The organism is Nocardioides palaemonis, from assembly GCF_018275325.1.
In the GTDB taxonomy this organism is placed as follows: Bacteria; Actinomycetota; Actinomycetes; order Propionibacteriales; family Nocardioidaceae; genus Nocardioides; species Nocardioides palaemonis.
Map to the genome: position 1 here is coordinate 424756 of NZ_JAGVQR010000001.1, position 16278 is coordinate 441033.

General features: G+C 72.4%; 18 protein-coding genes. 12 read left to right on the plus strand and 6 right to left on the minus strand.

What is annotated here, in order from left to right; translation table 11 throughout:
- Window positions 1-5 precede the first annotated feature (5 nt).
- The 8 genes from rsmI to KDN32_RS02100 all read left to right on the plus strand — a co-directional run bounded on the left by rsmI (window position 6) and on the right by KDN32_RS02100 (window position 9220).
- Window positions 6-839 carry a 16S rRNA (cytidine(1402)-2'-O)-methyltransferase gene (gene rsmI, locus KDN32_RS02065; protein ID WP_211730459.1) on the plus strand — a complete coding sequence of 278 codons (834 nt, stop codon included), beginning with the start codon at window positions 6-8 and terminating at the stop codon, window positions 837-839.
- Window positions 826-1719, plus strand: coding sequence for a TatD family hydrolase (locus KDN32_RS02070; protein WP_211730460.1), 894 nt, complete (start codon window positions 826-828; stop codon window positions 1717-1719). The genes rsmI and KDN32_RS02070 overlap by 14 nt, the downstream gene beginning before the upstream one ends.
- Before the next feature lie 276 nt (window positions 1720-1995).
- On the plus strand, window positions 1996-3126 hold the full coding sequence (locus tag KDN32_RS02075) for a resuscitation-promoting factor (protein ID WP_307853618.1): 1131 nt from the start codon (window positions 1996-1998) through the stop codon (window positions 3124-3126).
- Between the two features lie 113 nt (window positions 3127-3239).
- Complete coding sequence (gene rsmA, locus KDN32_RS02080; RefSeq protein WP_211730461.1) at window positions 3240-4112, plus strand: 16S rRNA (adenine(1518)-N(6)/adenine(1519)-N(6))-dimethyltransferase RsmA; 873 nt, start codon at window positions 3240-3242, stop codon at window positions 4110-4112.
- Between the two features lies 1 nt (window position 4113).
- Window positions 4114-5025 (plus strand): 4-(cytidine 5'-diphospho)-2-C-methyl-D-erythritol kinase, encoded by a 912-nt coding sequence (locus tag KDN32_RS02085; protein ID WP_307853620.1) that lies wholly within the window; start codon window positions 4114-4116, stop codon window positions 5023-5025.
- A 115-nt stretch (window positions 5026-5140) separates the two neighbouring features.
- Entirely contained in the window at window positions 5141-5638 is a 498-nt protein-coding gene (locus tag KDN32_RS02090) for an NfeD C-terminal domain-containing protein (protein WP_211730463.1), read from the plus strand.
- A 46-nt stretch (window positions 5639-5684) separates the two neighbouring features.
- Window positions 5685-7229, plus strand: a complete 1545-nt coding sequence (locus KDN32_RS02095) for a flotillin family protein (protein WP_211730464.1) — start codon at window positions 5685-5687, stop codon at window positions 7227-7229.
- 203 nt (window positions 7230-7432) lie between these two features.
- Window positions 7433-9220, plus strand: coding sequence for an ABC-F family ATP-binding cassette domain-containing protein (locus KDN32_RS02100; protein ID WP_211730465.1), 1788 nt, complete (start codon window positions 7433-7435; stop codon window positions 9218-9220).
- Window positions 9221-9226: 6 nt separating this feature from the next.
- Here KDN32_RS02100 and KDN32_RS02105 read toward each other — a convergent pair whose 3' ends face one another.
- Window positions 9227-9712: a MarR family winged helix-turn-helix transcriptional regulator gene (locus tag KDN32_RS02105; RefSeq protein WP_211730466.1), complete on the minus strand. Its 486-nt coding sequence runs from the start codon at window positions 9710-9712 to the stop codon at window positions 9227-9229.
- Between the two features lie 179 nt (window positions 9713-9891).
- On the opposite strand from KDN32_RS02105, the gene KDN32_RS02110 reads away from it, so the two are divergent.
- The 4 genes from KDN32_RS02110 to KDN32_RS02125 all read left to right on the plus strand — a co-directional run bounded on the left by KDN32_RS02110 (window position 9892) and on the right by KDN32_RS02125 (window position 12299).
- Complete coding sequence (locus KDN32_RS02110; protein WP_211730467.1) at window positions 9892-10698, plus strand: trans-aconitate 2-methyltransferase; 807 nt, start codon at window positions 9892-9894, stop codon at window positions 10696-10698.
- Entirely contained in the window at window positions 10698-11087 is a 390-nt protein-coding gene (locus KDN32_RS02115) for a VOC family protein (protein WP_211732328.1), read from the plus strand. The genes KDN32_RS02110 and KDN32_RS02115 overlap by 1 nt, the downstream gene beginning before the upstream one ends.
- A 92-nt stretch (window positions 11088-11179) precedes the next feature.
- On the plus strand, window positions 11180-11746 hold the full coding sequence (locus KDN32_RS02120) for a P-loop nucleotide/nucleoside kinase family protein (protein ID WP_211730468.1): 567 nt from the start codon (window positions 11180-11182) through the stop codon (window positions 11744-11746).
- Between the two features lie 79 nt (window positions 11747-11825).
- Window positions 11826-12299 carry a hotdog fold domain-containing protein gene (locus KDN32_RS02125; RefSeq protein ID WP_211730469.1) on the plus strand — a complete coding sequence of 158 codons (474 nt, stop codon included), beginning with the start codon at window positions 11826-11828 and terminating at the stop codon, window positions 12297-12299.
- Here the strand turns inward: KDN32_RS02125 and KDN32_RS02130 are convergent.
- From KDN32_RS02130 to KDN32_RS02150, 5 genes are all read right to left on the minus strand, one after another.
- A complete protein-coding gene (locus KDN32_RS02130) occupies window positions 12296-13165 on the minus strand; it encodes an amino acid ABC transporter permease (protein WP_211730470.1) in 870 nt (289 codons plus the stop codon). The two genes, KDN32_RS02125 and KDN32_RS02130, sit on opposite strands and share 4 nt — an antisense overlap.
- A 1-nt stretch (window position 13166) precedes the next feature.
- Window positions 13167-13856 carry an amino acid ABC transporter permease gene (locus KDN32_RS02135; RefSeq protein WP_307853624.1) on the minus strand — a complete coding sequence of 230 codons (690 nt, stop codon included), beginning with the start codon at window positions 13854-13856 and terminating at the stop codon, window positions 13167-13169.
- A 71-nt stretch (window positions 13857-13927) separates the two neighbouring features.
- Window positions 13928-14812 carry a glutamate ABC transporter substrate-binding protein gene (locus KDN32_RS02140; RefSeq protein WP_211730471.1) on the minus strand — a complete coding sequence of 295 codons (885 nt, stop codon included), beginning with the start codon at window positions 14810-14812 and terminating at the stop codon, window positions 13928-13930.
- A 92-nt stretch (window positions 14813-14904) separates the two neighbouring features.
- On the minus strand, window positions 14905-15681 hold the full coding sequence (locus tag KDN32_RS02145; protein WP_211730472.1) for an amino acid ABC transporter ATP-binding protein: 777 nt from the start codon (window positions 15679-15681) through the stop codon (window positions 14905-14907).
- A 94-nt stretch (window positions 15682-15775) separates the two neighbouring features.
- Window positions 15776-16273 carry a 2'-5' RNA ligase family protein gene (locus KDN32_RS02150; protein ID WP_211730473.1) on the minus strand — a complete coding sequence of 166 codons (498 nt, stop codon included), beginning with the start codon at window positions 16271-16273 and terminating at the stop codon, window positions 15776-15778.
- Window positions 16274-16278 lie beyond the last annotated feature (5 nt).

Here is a 16278-nt window from a genome sequence, read left to right on the forward strand (position 1 = left end):
GGCCCATGGCTGGCGTCCTGGTCCTCGCGGGCACCCCGATCGGGCAGGCGGGCGACGCTCCGCCGCGTCTCGCGGCCGAGCTCTCCGGCGCCGACGTGGTCGCCGCCGAGGACACCCGGCGGCTCAAGCGGCTGTGCGCCGACCTCGACATCACGCTCGGCGGTCGCGTGGTGTCCTACTTCGAGGGCAACGAGCAGGCCCGCACCCCGGTGCTGCTCGAGGCGCTGCTGGCCGGCGAGCGGGTCGTGCTGGTCACCGACGCGGGCATGCCGAGCGTCTCCGACCCCGGCTACCGGCTCGTCGCCGCCGCGGTCGAGCACGACGTGCGCGTGACGGCGGTGCCCGGCCCGAGCGCCGTCCTGACCGCCCTCGCGGTCAGCGGGCTCCCGGTCGACCGGTTCTGCTTCGAGGGCTTCCTGCCGCGCAAGGCGGGGGAGCGGGCGCGCCGGCTGGCCGCGCTGGCGGCCGAGGAGCGCACGATGGTGTTCTTCGAGGCGCCGCACCGCACCGAGGCGGCGCTCGCCGCGATGGCCGAGGCGCTCGGTGACGACCGGCCGGCCGCGGTGTGCCGTGAGCTCACCAAGACCCACGAGGAGGTCCGTCGCGGCCAGCTCGGGGAGCTGGTCGCCTGGGCCGGCGAGGGCGTACGCGGCGAGGTGACGGTCGTCGTCCAGGGCTCCAGCGGTGCCGGCCCGGCGGTCGGCACCGACCCGGGCTCGCTGCGCGCCGCCGTCGCCGACCTCGAGGCCGCCGGCTCCACCCGCAAGGAGGCGATCGCGGAGGTCGCCCGGCGCGCCGGGCTGCCGAAGAGGGAGGTCTACGACGTTGTCCACCGCTGAGCCCACCCGCTCGCGCGCGGCCACCGAGGAGAAGTCCGGGGCGCGCCGCGACCGCGAGCGTCCGCCGGCGCCCGAGCCGCTGCCCCACCCGGTGGTCGACAACCACTGCCACCTCGACATCGCCGACGGCGACTGGCTCGCCACCGAGGACGCGATCGCCGCCGCCGCAGCCGTCGGGGTGCCGCGGATCGTGCAGATCGGCTGCGACCTGCCGGGCGCCCGCTGGGCGGTGCAGGCCGCTGCCGACCACGCGGCGCTCGTCGCCGGCGTCGCGCTGCACCCCAACGAGGCCCCGCGGCTCGCCGCGAGCGGACAGCTCGACGCCGCGCTCGCCGAGATCGAGGAGCTCGCGCGCTCGCACGACAAGGTGCGCGCGATCGGCGAGACCGGCCTCGACACGTTCCGCACCGGCGAGGAGGGCCGCGCGGCGCAGGAGGAGAGCTTCCGGCGCCACGTCGACCTGGCCAAGCGGCTGGACAAGACGCTCGTCATCCACGACCGCGACGCCCACGACGACGTGCTGCGCATCATCGACTCCGAGGGCGCGCCCGAGCGCTGGGTGATGCACTGCTTCTCCGGCGACGCCGCGTTCGCGCGGGCCTGCCTCGACCGCGGCGCCCACCTCAGCTTCGCGGGGACGGTCACCTTCAAGAACGCCGCGGCGGTGCGCGAGGCGCTGGCGGTCACGCCCCTCGACCGGGTGCTGGTCGAGACCGACGCGCCCTACCTCACGCCCACGCCGTGGCGCGGGCGGCCCAACGCCTCCTACCTCGTCCCGGTGACGGTCCGCGCGATGGCCGAGGTGCTCGGGGCCGACCTCGAGGACCTCTGCCGGGCCATCGACGCCACCACCGAGACCGCCTTCGGGGGCGCCTGGTAGGGCGGCCGGCAGGCCGGGTGACAGGAAGATCCGTGACCCGGATCTCGCACCAATTTCGGCGTTCGAGTTTGCGGACCCGCCTCTCGTCGTTATCGTCTTGTGATTGTTGGCCGGGATCGGGAGCGTTTCCGGCAGCACGAGGACCGGATCGGGCCGGTCCTGCGAGACCCCCGCTCGCACCGTCGTACGGCCTCACCCCCGCACCACCGTGGCCGCACGCTCGTGGCTGGGGTGTGCTGCCACCCGAGGCCCGGGGAGTACGACGTTCGGAGAATCGTGCGCTCTCGTCTCGCGCAGCTCAGCAGGTCCAGGACCGCCCTCGTCCCGGCGTCCGCCGTGGTCGTGGCAGCCGTCGCCGGCACCACCGTCGGCTACGCCGCCCTCAGCAAGGACGTGACCCTCACCCTCGACGGCCGGACCACCCAGGTGAGCGCCCTCGGTGACACCGTCGGCGACGTCCTCGCGGCCGAGGGCATCGAGGTCACCGACAAGGACCTGGTCGCCCCCGCGATGGACGAGTCGGTCACCGACGGGTCCGCCATCGCCGTCCAGTTCGGCCGCCCGCTCGAGCTGTCCGTCGACGGCGACGAGGCGACCTACTGGGTCAACTCGACCAACGTGGCCAGCGCCCTCGGCGAGATCGGCCGCCGCTTCGACGGCGCCGAGCTGTCGGCCAGCCGCAGCGCGTCGATCGGTCGCGGCGGGCTCGAGCTCGAGGTCGTCACACCCAAGGTCGTGCGGATCAAGATCGGCGCGAAGGACCTGCGCAAGAAGCAGGTCGCCGCGCTGACCGTCGCCGACGTGCTGGACTCGATGGGCGTCGAGGTGGGCAAGCACGACAAGGTGAAGCCCTCCCTCGGCACCGAGATCGCCGACGGCGACGACATCGTCGTCACGGACATCCGCATCGCCACGAAGAAGGTGGCGCGCGAGGTCGTCGACGCACCGGTCATCGAGCGCGAGGACCCGTCGATGTACGAGGGCGACGAGGAGGTCGTGCAGGCCGGCAAGGACGGCGTCCGCGACGTCACCTACCGGCTGCGCTTCGTCAACGGCGAGCTGGTCGCCCGCAAGGTGGTCAGCGCGGACGTCCGGGTCAAGGCCGTCCCGCAGATCGTGAAGGTCGGCACCAAGGAGCAGCCCACCTCGAACTTCGCCGACGGCAACACCGTCTGGGACGCCCTCGCCAAGTGCGAGTCCGGCGGCAACTGGGCCATCAACACCGGCAACGGCTACTACGGCGGCCTGCAGTTCAGCCTCGGCACCTGGCGCGCCTACGGCGGCACCGGCCTGCCGAGCCAGGCCTCCCGCGAGACCCAGATCGCGATCGCGACCAAGCTCCGTGACGCCTCCGGCGGCTACGGCGCCTGGCCGGGCTGCGCGGCCAAGCTCGGCCTGCCCCGCTGACGCGAAGCACTCCGTTGGTCGAGGAGGGCGCGCAGCGCCCGCGGCGCCCGTTGGTCGAGGAGGGCGCGCAGCGCCCGTCACGAGACCTCAGCCCTGACGACTAGGGTTGTCACATGACCACTGACCCGGCCGGCCCGAGGCTCCTCGGGCCGGCCGAGGTGCGCCAGCTCGCCGCCGAGCTCGACCTGCGGCCCACCAAGCAGCGCGGGCAGAACTTCGTCATCGACGCCAACACCGTGCGCCGGATCGTGCGCGAGTCGGCGATCACCGCCGACGACGTGGTCGTCGAGGTCGGGCCCGGCCTCGGGTCGCTCACGCTCGCGCTGCTCGAGGTCGCCGGGCGGGTGCTGGCGATCGAGGTCGACCCGCTGCTCGCCGAGCGGCTGCCCGCCACCATCGCGGCGTACGCCCCCGGGCAGGCCGACCGCTTCGAGGTGGTGCTCGCCGACGCGATGCGGGTGGAGGAGCTGCCCGGCCCGGCCCCGACCGCGCTCGTCGCGAACCTGCCCTACAACGTCTCGGTGCCGGTCCTGATCCACCTGCTGACGCTGCTGCCCTCGCTGGAGCGGGGCCTGGTGATGGTGCAGGCCGAGGTGGCCGACCGGCTCGCGGCGCCCCCCGGCTCGAAGACGTACGGCGTGCCCAGCGTCAAGGCGGCGTGGTTCGCCGACGTGCGCCGGGCGGGCGCGATCGGCCGCAACGTGTTCTGGCCGGCCCCCAACGTCGACTCCGGCCTGGTCGCGTGGACCCGCCGCGAGCCGCCCGTCACCACGGCGACCCGCGAGCAGGTCTTCGCGGTCGTCGACGCCGCGTTCGCCCAGCGCCGCAAGCAGGTGCGCGCCGCGCTGCGCGGCCTGGCCGGCTCGGCCGACGTCGCCACGGCCGCGCTGGAGTCCGCCGGCGTCGACCCGACCGCACGCGGCGAGGTGCTGACGGTCGAGGACTTCGCCCGGATCGCGGAGGGACTGGCCGCCCATGGTGGTTGAGGTGCGAGCGCAGCGAGCCTCGAAACCCCTCACCGTGCGCGCCGCCGCCAAGATCAACCTCCACCTCGGGGTCGGCCGGGTCCGCGAGGACGGGTTCCACCCGCTCGACACCGTCTACCAGGCGATCTCGCTGCACGACGACCTCACGCTCTCCGAGACCCCTGAGGGGGACTCCCTGACGGTGCTCGGCTCGCCCTACGTCGACCTCCGCGACGTCCCGACCGACGCCTCCAACATCGCGCTGAAGGCCCTCGCCGAGGTCTCCTGCGGCGTCGGGCACGACGTCGCGATCAGCAAGCAGATCCCGGTGGCGGGCGGCATGGCCGGCGGGTCGGCCGACGCCGCCGCGGCGCTGCTCGCGCACGACCGGCTGCACGACCTCCGCCAGCCCGACGAGGTGCTCCTCTCGCAGGCGGCCCGGCTCGGCAGCGACGTCCCGTTCTCGCTCGTCGGCGGCACGGCGCGCGGTCGCGGCCGCGGCGAGGTCGTCGAGCCGGTCGAGGACCACGGCGGCTGGTGGTGGGTGGTCGTGCCCGCCGCGGTCGGCCTGTCGACCCCCGACGTCTACCGCCACTTCGACCGGCTCCACCCAGACGCCCCCGAGACCCCGGCGTCGGCCGAGCCCCTGCTCGCGGCGCTCGCCACCGCCGAGCCGGTCCGGCTCGCCCGCGTGCTGCACAACGACCTGCAGGAGCCCGCGATCGACCTGCGTCCCGAGCTCGGCACCCTCATCGAGCGCGGCGAGGCCGAGGGCGCGCTGCGCGGCATGGTCAGCGGCTCCGGCCCGACGTGCGTGTTCCTCTGCGACTCCCACGAGGGCTCGATGGCGGTCTTCGCGGGCCTGTCGGCGACCTACGACGTGGTGCTCCCCGCGCTGGGCCCGGTCGCCGGCGCCCACGTCGTCGTCAGCTGACCGGGCGCTTCCTCGCGCTGGATCGCGTCGACCGGGCATGAACGTCGCCGGACGGGGAAGCATCCCGCTATGTTGTGCGCGACATCCGCGCGTTGCGGGTGACCGGGGGAGGATCGTGACCGCGTTCTTGGTGGTCGGCGCGCTGGGCGTCGTCCTGCTCGTCGTGGCGCTCATCGTGGGCGACGTGCTCGACGGTGCGTTCGAGGGCCTCAGTGCCGGGTTCTTCTCGACCGAGGCGCTCGCCGGCTTCCTCGGCGCGCTCGGCTTCGGCGGCGCCATCGCGCTGGACGCCACCGGCTCGACGTCCCTCGCGGTCGTCATCGGCCTGGTCCTCGGCGTGCTCCTCGGCGCGCTCGCGGCGAAGGCGTCGCGCTTCCTGCACGGCGACGGCGAGGGCGACACCGTGCGTACGTCCGACGTGCTCGAGCAGCTCGGCTCGGTCGTCAGCGACATCCCCGCCGACGGCTTCGGCGTGGTGTCGCTCAGCGTCGGCGGCCACCTCACCCGCCTCAACGCCCGCTCCAGCCAGCCCGTCCCCGCCGGCACCCGCGTCAGCGTCACCCGCGTGATCTCGCCGACCGCGGTCGAGGTCGAGCCGCTCTTCCTCCCCTGAACCCCCACGTCCGAGTCCCGCCGCCCCACCGCTAGGAGCACCGTCCATGTTCGGTCTGTCCCCGGTCGTCACCTCCGTGATCGGCCTCGTCGTCCTCCTCGTGCTGATCGCGCTGCTGATCACCACGCGCTACAAGGTGGCCGGCCCCAACGAGTCGTTCATCGTCACCGGCCGCAAGGGCAAGGGCGAGGTGCGCAACCCGGAGACCGGCGAGATCTCCACCGACCTGTCCGGCCAGAAGGTCGTCATGGGCGGCGGCGTCTTCGTGATCCCGTTCGTCCAGCGCCTCGCGACCCTCGACCTGTCGTCGCGCCGGATCTCGGTGCAGATCCGCGGTGCGGTGTCCGGCCAGGGCATCAAGCTCAACCTCGACGGCGTCGCGCTGGTCAAGGTCGGCGGCAACGAGGACTCGATCCGCGCCGCCGGACAGCGCTTCCTCAGCCAGCAGGCCGAGATCGAGACCTTCACCCAGGAGGTGCTCGCCGGTGCGCTGCGCTCCATCGTGGGCTCGATGTCGGTCGAGCAGATCATCCGCGACCGCGCCGCCTTCGCCCAGCGCGTCGCCGAGGAGTCGGAGTCGTCGCTGACCGGCCAGGGCCTGGTGCTCGACACCTTCCAGATCCAGGACATCACCGACGACGGCTCCTACCTCGCCGACCTCGGTCGTCCCGAGGCCGCCAAGCTCAACCAGCTCGCGTCGATCGCCGAGGCCAACGCCCGCCAGGCCGCCGAGCAGGCCCGCATCGCCGCCGAGCAGGAGATCGCGGTCACGCAGCGCGCGCTCGCGCTCAAGAACGCCGAGATCAAGGCCGAGACCGACGCCGCCAACGCGCAGGCCGCGGCCGCCGGCCCGCTGGCCCAGGCCGACCGCGACCAGGCCGTCCTGCTCGAGCAGGAGAAGGTGGCCGTGCGGCAGGCCGCGCTCAAGGAGCGCCAGCTCGACACCGAGGTCCGCAAGCCCGCCGACGCCGAGCGCTACCGCGTCGAGACCGAGGCCCAGGGTCGCCGCAGCTCGGCCATCCTCGAGGCCGAGGCCCGCAAGGCCGCGTCGATCGCCAACGCCGAGGCGGAGGCCGAGAAGGCCCGCCTGACCGGTGAGGGCGAGAAGTCCCGCCGCTCCGCGCTGGCCGAGGCCGAGGCCATCGAGGGTGCCAAGCGCGGTGAGGCCGAGAAGGCCCGCCGTGTCGCGGAGGCCGACGCCGTACGCGCCGAGGGTGAGGCGCAGGCCGCCGCGATCCTCGCCGCCGGCCAGGCCGAGGCCGAGGCGATGGACAAGAAGGCCGCCGCCTTCGCCGGCTACAACGAGGCCGCGGTCCTGCAGATGCTCATCGAGGTGATGCCGAAGGTGGCCGCCGAGCTGGCCCGCCCGATGGGCGGCATCGACAAGCTCACCGTCATCTCCGCCGACGGCGCCGGCGAGCTGCCCAAGCAGGTCACCAACAACCTGGTGCAGACGATGGAGCTGCTCAAGGCCACCACCGGCCTCGACGTCGAGCAGCTGATCCAGAAGTACTCCGGCACCACCGGTGCGCCCGAGGTCCCTGGGGTCTCCGCCCCGGCGCCCGCCGACGGCGGCCAGCCGGTCAGCTGATCTCCGGAGCGGTGTCCCACCCACGTTCCCAGCAGCGGGACTGTGGGTGGGACACCGCCCGACGGCGTGCCGCGTGCGCCACGCCGTACCAGCGGTGCACCACCCACAGTCGGAGACGGTCGACGGTGGGTGGGACACCGCTCCACCGGACGGCGTACGCCGACGCGTGGGCGCTGGGGCGCACCTGAGAGGATCGGCCGGTCATGGCGAACCTCATCAACCTCGAGCGCGTCTCGAAGTCCTACGGCGTGCGGCCGCTGCTCGACGACGTGTCGCTCGGCATCTCCGTCGGCGAGCGGGTCGGCATCGTCGGCCGCAACGGCGACGGCAAGACCACCCTGCTCGAGGTGATGACCGGGATCGAGGAGCCCGACTCCGGCCGGGTCTCGCGCACCCGCGGCGTGGAGATCGGCTACCTCCACCAGGGCGACGAGCTCGTCGACAGCCACACCGTCCGCGAGGCGGTGCTCGGTGGCCGCCAGGACCACGAGTGGGCCGCCGACCAGACGACCCGCCAGGTCGTCGAGGAGCTGCTCGCGGGCGTCACCCTCGACCGCGCCGTCGTCGGGCTCTCCGGTGGTGAGCGCCGCCGGTGCGCGCTCGCGGCGCTCCTGCTCTCGCGCCACGACCTGATCGTGCTCGACGAGCCCACCAACCACCTCGACGTCGAGGCCGTCGCCTGGCTCGCCTCCCACCTCGTCGGGCTGCCGAGCGCGCTCATCGTCGTGACCCACGACCGCTGGTTCCTCGACGCGGTCTGCCAGACGACGTGGGAGGTCCACGACGGCGCCGTCGACTCCTACGAGGGCGGCTACGCGGCGTACGTCCTCGCGAAGGCCGAGCGGCAGCGCCAGGCCGCCGCCACCGAGACCCGCCGGCAGAACCTCGCGCGCAAGGAGCTGGCGTGGCTGCGCCGTGGCGCACCGGCGCGGACGTCGAAGCCGAAGTTCCGCATCGAGGCCGCCAACGCGCTCATCGACGACGTCCCGCCGCCGCGCGACCGGATGGAGCTGCAGCGCTTCGCCAGCCAGCGCCTCGGCAAGGACGTGATCGACGTGGAGGACGTCGACCTCCGCCGCGGCGAGCGGCAGCTGCTCGACCACGCGACGTGGCGGATCGGGCCGGGCGACCGGGTCGGCATCGTCGGGGTCAACGGCGCCGGCAAGACGTCGCTGCTCTCGCTGCTCTCGGGCGCGCTGGCGCCCGACGTCGGCCGCGTCAGGCAGGGTCGCACCGTCGAGCTGCGCCACCTCACCCAGGCGCTCGACGAGATCGACCCCGAGGGACGGGTGCTGCCGACCGTCGAGTCGATCCGCCGGGTGACCCGGACCATCGACGGCCAGGAGCTCACGGCGACCTCGCTGCTCGAGCGCTTCGGCTTCACCGGCGACCGGCTCACGGCGCGCCTCGGCGACCTGTCCGGCGGCGAACGGCGGCGCTTCCAGCTGCTCAAGCTCCTGCTCAGCGAGCCCAACGTGCTGCTCCTCGACGAGCCCACCAACGACCTCGACATCGACACCCTCAACGTCCTCGAGGACTTCCTCGACACCTGGCCCGGCACGTTGGTCGTGGTCTCGCACGACCGGTACTTCCTGGAGCGCGTCACCGACTCGGTGTGGGCGCTGCTCGGCGACGGCCAGGTGTCGATGCTGCCGCGCGGCGTCGACGAGTACCTCGAGCGCCGCGCCGCGCTGCAGGCGAGCGAGGCGGCAGCCGCCGCCACCGCCGTCCCGGCACCGGCGGCTCCGCAGGAGTCCGCGAAGGCCCGGCCGGGCAGCGCCGAGGACCGCGCCGCCCGCAAGGTCCTCGCACGGGTGGAGAAGCAGCTGGAGCGGATCGCGGCCCGCGAGGCCGAGCTGCACGCCGAGATGGAGGCACACCTCACCGACTACGCGCTGCTCGCGCGCGTCGGCGACCAGCTCGGCGAGCTGGCCGCGGAGAAGGAGGAGCTGGAGCTGGAGTGGCTCGAGGCCTCCGAGTCGGTGGAGTAGCGCCCGTCAGCTGAACGGCGCGAGCAGCGAGCGGAGCAGCCCGGCGAGCTGGGCCCGCTCGGCCTCGGGGAGGTCGGCCAGGAGGTCGGCCTCGGCGCGCAGCAGCGCCTCGAACGCGCCGTCGACCGCCGACTTGCCCTCGATCGTCAGCCGCACCAGCACGCCGCGCCGGTCCTTCGGGTCCGGGAGCCGCTCGACCAGGTTGCGCGCGGCCAGCCGGTCGACCCGGTTGGTCATGGTGCCGCTGGTCACCAGCGTCTCGCGCAGCAGCTTGCCGGGCGAGAGCTCGTACGGCGTCCCGGCCCGGCGCAGCGCGGCCAGCACGTCGAACTCCCACGACTCGATGCCGTGCGCGGTGAACGCGTCGCGCCGCGCGAGGTCGAGGTGCCGGGCGAGCCGGCTGATCCGGGAGAACACCTCGACGGGGGCGAGGTCGAGGTCGCCGCGCTCGCGTCCCCAGGCCTCGACCAGGTCGTCCACCTCGTCTCGCATGACGACATCCTGCCAGATCGGTCGAGAATCTTGACATCGAGAGGTTTTCGAGCGAGGGTCGAACTCTCTCGACATCAAGACACTTGTCCGGGTAGTCCAGTGACAATCGGTCGTCGGACGACCGGTGCGACGACCGTTCGGCACTGGACTACCCCGCCGCCCGAGGAGGAGCAGGAGACATGAGCCACAGCTGGGACCCGGACCGCTACCTCGCGTACGCCGACGAGCGGGGGAGGCCGTTCGTCGACCTGCTGGCGCGGGTGCACGCCGAGCGGCCGCACGTCGTCGTCGACCTCGGCTGCGGGCCGGGCAACCTCACCGCGCTCCTCGCCGACCGGTGGGCCGGCGCGCAGGTCACCGGGATCGACAGCAGCCCGGAGATGATCGCCGCCGCGCGCGAGATCGACGGCATCGCGTGGGAGGTGGCCGACCTGCGCGACTGGGCGCGCCCCGACCCGCTCGCGCTGCGCGCCCCGGTCGACGTCCTGGTCTCCAACGCCACCCTCCAGTGGCTGCCCGACCACCTCGCCCTGCTGCCGTCCCTCGTCGACCGGGTCGCCCCCGGCGGCTGGTTCGCGTTCCAGGTCCCGGGCAACTTCGGCGAGCCGAGCCACACCATCCGCACCGACATCGCCGAGCGCGCGCCCTTCGCCGAGCACGTGCGCGACGTCGCGGTCCCGGCCAGCCACGAGCCGGCCGACTACCTCCGCCTCCTGCTCGACCTCGGCTGCGAGGTCGACGCCTGGGAGACGACGTACCTCCACGTCCTCGCCGGTCCCGACCCCGTCTTCGACTGGGTCTCCGGCACGGGCGCTCGCCCGACCCTCCAGGCGCTGCCCGACGACCTGCGGCCGCTGTTCGAGGAGGAGTTCCGCGCGCTGCTGCGCGACGCCTACCCCGCCGACGCCGCCGGGCGGGTCGTGATGCCGTTCCGCCGGATCTTCGTGGTCGCGCGCAAGGGCGCGGACGTCGGGGTGACGGCGTGATGCGGCTCCACCACGTCCAGGTCGCGTGCCCGCCCGGCGGCGAGGACGTCGCCCGCCGGTTCTACGGCGACGGCCTCGGGATGACCGAGGTCGACAAGCCGGCTGACCTCGTCGCACGCGGCGGTTGCTGGTTCCGGGCGTACGACCGCTCCGGCGCGGTCACCGCAGAGGTCCACGTCGGGGTCGAGGACCCGTTCGCACCGGCCCGCAAGGCCCACCCGGCCCTCGTCGTCGACGACCTCGACGAGGTCGCCGAACGGCTGCGCGCCGTCGGCGCGGAGGTCGACGACAGCCAGCGCACCTCCTTTCCGGGGCACCTGCGGTTCCACACCTTCGACGGCCACGGCAACCGGGTCGAGGTCCTCTCGCCCCTCAGCCCCGGTATCTAGGGACGTCCTGGTGGGTCAGGGAGCCGGATCGCCCACCATGTCGTCCCCAGATATCGGGTGCGGGGGAGGGGGCCCTCGGGGAGGATCCGGCCATGCTGCTGCTGATCCTCGGGCCTCCGGCCGTGGGCAAGATGACCGTCGGGCGCGCGATCGCCGACCGGTCGGGCTTCCGGCTGTTCCACAACCACCACAGCATCGAGATGCTGCTCGACGTCTTCGACTACGGCACGCCGCCCTTCCGGACCCTCAACACCGAGATCCGCAGCAGGGTCATCGAGGAGGCCGCGGCCGACGGCACCGACCTGGTGTTCACCTTCGTGATGGGCATGGACGAGCAGGGCGAGGCCGACTACCTCGAGCGGCTGGCCGCGCCGTACGGCGACAGCGTGGCGGTCGTCGAGCTGGTCGCCGACCTCGACACCCGACTGGTCCGCAACCGCACCGAGCACCGGCTCGCCGAGAAGAAGTCCAAGCGCGACGTGGAGTGGTCCGACGGCAACGTCCGCCAGCTCGAGGCCGACTACCGGATGACCGCCGAGCCCGGCCGCGACGCCCCCGGCGAGCGGCTGCTCGCGCGCTGGCCGCACCTCCAGGTCGACAACACCGACCTCGCCGCGGACGAGGTGGCCGACCGGGTGCTCGCCTGGCTCGACATCTGAGGACGCGGTGCAGGCGGAACGGGCCAAGCGGACTGCACCACGTCCTCAGATATCGGTTACTCACTGGTAACCTTGCGGCATGCCTGCCGTCCTCGACCTCTGGAAGAAGACCACCGCGCTGCCGATGGGCGCCCGGCTCTTCTCGCTCGCCTTCAGCCAGAAGGCGCCCTACTTCGCCAGCATCCGCCCGCGCTTCACCGTCGTGGAGCCCAACCGCGCCGAGCTGGTGATCCGCGACCGTCGCGGCGTGCACAACCACATCGGCACGGTCCACGCGATCGCGCTGTGCAACGGCCTCGAGGCGGCGATGGGCGCGCTCGCGGAGGCGACCATCCCGGCCGATCGGCGCTGGATCCCCAAGGGCATGGAGGTCGCCTACACCGCCAAGGCGGGCTCCGACATCACCTGCGTCGCCGAGACCGACCCCGAGCAGTGGACCGCCGAGATCGGCGAGGGCTACGACCTGCCGGTGCGCGTGCGGGGCACGCGCACCGACGGCACGGTCGTCGTCGAGGGGGAGATCCGGCTCTGGGTCTCGGCGAAGCGCTCCTAGAGCGTCGTAGAGCGGGTGTCGGACTGTGCCTGGCCGACCATCGGGACGTCGAGCACCTTCTTCTCGCCGACGAACCTCCTCTGGATCCAGGTCGCCAGCAGCGTGAGCAGCAGGTTGATCACCACGTAGATCGCCGTGATCACGATGATCGTCGGGACGTGGTTACCGAACTGCTGGTAGATCGGCTTGGCGATACGCGTGAGCCCGAGCCCGGCGACGGCGTAGCCGAGGCTGGTGTCCTTCAGCGCGACGACCATCTGGCTGATGATCGCCGGGATCATGATCTTCACCGCCTGGGGCAGCAGCACGATGGTCATGACCTGCGTCTTGCGCATGCCGATGGCGTAGGCCGCCTCGGCCTGGCCGCGCGGCACGGCGTTGATGCCGGCGCGGAAGACCTCCGCCAGCACGGCGCCGTTGTAGAGGGTCAGGGCGAGCACCACCGACCAGTAGGTGCGGCGGCTGAGCTCGTCCATCCCGCCGAAGACGGCGTAGAAGCAGAAGATCATCAGCATGATGACCGGGACGGCGCGGAAGAACTCGACGACCAGCCAGCACGGCCAGCGCACCCACCGGTGGTCCGACAGCTTGCCGACGCCGAACAGGACGCCGAACACGACCGCGCCGATGACGGCGCTGAACGCCATCTGCAAGGTGACCAGCAGGCCGTCGACGAGGATCGCCTCGATGTAGCGGGGCGTCAGGAACGGCTCCCACTTGTCGTACTCGAGCTGGCCCGTGGCCTGCAACCGCCAGAGCACGAACGCGACACCGGCCACGAGGGCGAGCGCGGCGACGACGCTGTAGGCCCGGTGGCGCGCCACCGTGGCGGGTCCGGGGGCGTCGAAGAGGACTCCGGCACTCATGTCAGGCCACCTTCCAGCGACGCTCGATCAGGGTCGAGACGAGCGAGATGATCTCGACGAGGAGGACGTAGCCGATGGCGAAGGCGAGGAAGATGCCCCAGCGCTGGTCGGCGTAGTCGTTGGTGAACCCCTTCATCCGGCCCACCGCCTCGATGACGCCGAAGACGCCGGCGACCGAGGTGTTCTTGAGCAGCGCGATCAGCGTGCTGGCGATCGGCGGGACCGACGCCCGGAACGCCTGCGGCAGGACGACCTGGGACATGACGCCCGAGAACGGGAGGCCGATGGCGCGCGCAGCCTCGGCCTGCCCGAGGGGCACGGCGTTGACGCCTGCGCGGATCGCTTCGCAGACAAACGCCGCGGTGTAGAGGCTGAGCGAGGCGACAGCCGCGCTGAAGAAGGACGTGAAGTCGAACGGGCCGATGTGGATGTCGACCCACGTGAAGCGGAGCGCGTCGAAGATCTTGCCCGCGCCGAGCTGGAAGAACAGGAAGATCATCACCAGCGGGGTGTTGCGCACGAGCGTGACGTAGCCGGTGCCGAACATGCGCAGCACCTTCACCGGTCCCACGCGCATGGCGGCCAGCAGCGTGCCGAGGGCCACTGAGATCACGGCAGACACCAGGAACAGGAAGACCGTGTAGCCGAAGGCCCTCAGGACGAGGTCGAAGTTGTCCAGGACGGCGTTCACGCCACTCCTCTCACAGGGGCTCCCGCCTCGGGCCCGGCGTCAGCGCCGGGCCCGAGGACGGGAGGGGTTGATCAGGACTCGCAGGCGTCCATCTCGGGAAGCTCGGGCACCTCGACGCCCGAGGGGCCGAGCGTGGCGTTGAAGGCCTCCTCGTAGGCGCCGCTGTCGTAGGCGTCGGTGATCGTGTCGACGATCCACTGGCACATCTCCGGGCGGTCGATGGAGTAGCCGACGCCGATGCGCTCCTCGGAGAACTGGTCGCCGACGACCTTGAGCTCGCCCTCGTTCTGCGCGGCGTAGCCGGCGAGGATCGTGCCGTCGGTCGACATGGCCGAGACAGTGCCGTCGAGGACCTTCTCGACGCACTCGGAGTAGGTGTCGAAGCCGACCGGCTTGGCGCCCTCGGCCTCGATGTTGTCGAGCGAGGTCGAGCCCGTGACCGAGCAGACCTCCTCGCCCTTGACGTCGTCGACCGACTCGATGTCGCTGTCGGCGGCGACCAGCAGCTGCTGGCCGGTGACGAGGTACGGGCCGGCCTGACCGACGACCTGGCGACGCTCGTCGGTGATGGAGTACGACGCGAGCACGAGGTCGACGGTGCCGTCCTCGAGGAACGGCTCGCGGTTGTCGGAGATGGTCTCGACCCACTCGATGTCGTCGCCGGTGATGCCGAGGCTGGCCGCGAGCTGCTTGGCCATCTCGACGTCGAAGCCGGTGGGGGTGTCGGAGGCCGCGTCCTTGAAGCCGAGGCCGGGCTGGTCGTACTTGACGCCGATCTTGATGGTGCCGGCGTCGGCCAGCTCCTTCATCCGGGTGCCGTCGTCGAAGTTGTCGGCCGCGTTCTCGGCCGCCTCGACGTCCGGGCCGTCCGTCTCCTCGCCGGCGTTGCCGCAGGCAGCGAGCGACAGGGCCAATCCCGCCGTGGCGATGACCGCCTTGGTCCTGGTGAATCTCATCCTTGCTCTCCTTCGTTGGGCGGCCCGAGGCCGTCTGGGGTTCCTGGGGATGGAGTGTGCTGTTGTGTCCCGAGCTGGTGGGTCCTCAGCGGTCAGTGCTTGAGGATCTTGCCGAGGAAGTCCTTGGCGCGGTCGGAGGTCGGGTTCGTGAAGAACTCCTCCGGAGTGTTCTCCTCGACGATCGCGCCGTCGGCCATGAAGACGACCCGGTGGGCGGCGGTGCGCGCGAAGCCCATCTCGTGGGTGACCACGACCATCGTCATGCCCTGCTCGGCGAGGTCGACCATGACGTCGAGGACCTCCTTGATCATCTCCGGGTCGAGCGCGGAGGTCGGCTCGTCGAAGAGCATCACCTTCGGCTCCATCGCCAGGGCGCGGGCGATCGCCACGCGCTGCTGCTGGCCGCCGGAGAGCTGGGCGGGGTACTTCTCGGCCTGGTGGCCTACGCCGACGCGGTCGAGGAGCTCGCGGGCCTTCTTCTCCGCCTCCTCCTTCTTCATCCCGCGGACCTTGATCGGGCCGAGGGTGACGTTCTCGAGGATCGTCTTGTGGGCGAAGAGGTTGAAGCTCTGGAAGACCATCCCGACCTCGGCGCGGAGCGCGGCGAGCGCCTTGCCCTCCTGCGGCAGCGGCTGCCCGTCGAGGGTGATCGAGCCCTCGTCGATGGTCTCGAGGCGGTTGATCGTGCGGCACAGCGTGGACTTGCCGGAGCCGGACGGGCCGATCACGACGACCACCTCGCCCCGCTTGACGGTGAGCTCGACGTCCTTGAGGGCGTGCAGCTGTCCGAAGTGCTTCTGGACGCCGCTGAGCACGACGAGGGGCTCGCCTCGGCCGGCGCTGACGGGGGCCGTTTCCTGCGCGGTCATGGCGGCAACCTATCGGCACTGGTCTGGACCTGCCATCGCGCACGGGCCCGACGGGGCAGGCGTCACCCGATCGTGATGCGCGGCGGCGGGGCCGTCAGAGGAGGTGTGCGACCCCGGCGTCGGGGTCCCAGCGACGCAGTCCGGCGAGGGTGACGGCCGCGTCCGCGTGCCCCAGCACCTCGAGCACGGCCGGCACGTCGGCGCGCGGCACCCGGCGGGCGAGGGTGACGTGCGGGAGCCAGCCGAGGTGCTGGACGTCGGGCACCTCGGCGCGTACGTCGAGCACCGCCCGGACCAGGTCGTCGTCGACGTCGAGCAGGCGGACGACGGTGACGCGGTGGCCGCCGAGGAGGGCGACGCCCGCGGCCCGCGCCTCGCGGGGGAGCAGCGGGCCCAGCACGCGCGCCGCGGCCCGCTCGTCCTCGGCGCGGAGCGCAGGAGCGGCGAGGACGGTCACGTGCGGGGTGTTGGTGGCGCCGCGGTGGTCGAGCTGGGAGGGGAGCCCGGCGTCGCGCAGGGCCTGCCAGTCACGGCGTACGACCTCGGTGCCGGCGTCGTCGGGCAGCAGCTCGATCGCGTGCATCCGGGGCATGCGGC